A 727-nucleotide genomic window follows, 5' to 3' on the forward strand; every position below is an offset into this window, starting at 1 on the left:
GAGCGTGTACGTCAAATTCAAGTGGAGGGTTTACGTCGACTTCGTGAAATCCTAATTAAACAAGGCCTAAATATGGAAAACTTGTTTAACGTTGAAGACGATTAATACTAAGCTTTCTCGACACACAAAGGGCTATGGATAACCATAGCCCTTTTTCTGTTTTAGGGGAGATTAGATATTTTCGTTAAAGCATTTTCTTCAAACGATACAGCTCTTCAAGGGCTTGACGAGGTGTTAAGTCGTCTGGATCGATGTTTGATAACGCTTGTTCAATTTCGCTAGGTTCAGGGATTAAGCTGAGCTGATTTGCCACATCCACTGTGCTTGGACGAGGCGAGTCGCTAGCTTGGCCGAGTTGCTCTAGTTGAGACAGTTTAGTACGAGCATTTTTGATGACCGTTTTTGGTACGCCAGCTAAGCCCGCAACCGCCAAGCCGTATGATTTGCTTGCGGCGCCTTCTTGAACAGCGTGCATGAAAGCAATGCTGTCGCCATGTTCTACCGCATCTAGGTGAACATTCGCTAAGTTTGGTAGCAAGTTCGGTAATTCGGTTAGTTCAAAATAGTGCGTAGCGAAAAGTGTCATCGCGCCAATTTGTGTTGCAAGCCATTCGGCACTTGCCCATGCCAATGAAAGACCATCGTAAGTACTGGTACCGCGACCGATCTCATCCATTAACACCAAGCTGTTCTTGGTTGCGTTGTGGAGAATGTTGGCCGTTTCTGT

The 727-nt window shown here is 45.5% G+C and carries 1 protein-coding gene and 1 pseudogene; one reads left to right on the forward strand and one right to left on the reverse strand.

The features are described from left to right. A pseudogene (locus R7040_RS26295) lies at positions 1-105 on the forward strand (RNA polymerase sigma factor RpoS); the annotation flags it as partial. Positions 106-184: 79 nt separating this feature from the next. Here the strand turns inward: R7040_RS26295 and R7040_RS26300 are convergent. Next, on the reverse strand, positions 185-727 hold a 543-nt coding region (locus tag R7040_RS26300; RefSeq protein WP_411978212.1), incomplete at its 5' end, for a MutS-related protein.

The sequence above is a fragment of the Vibrio sp. 1069 genome, from assembly GCF_033340555.1.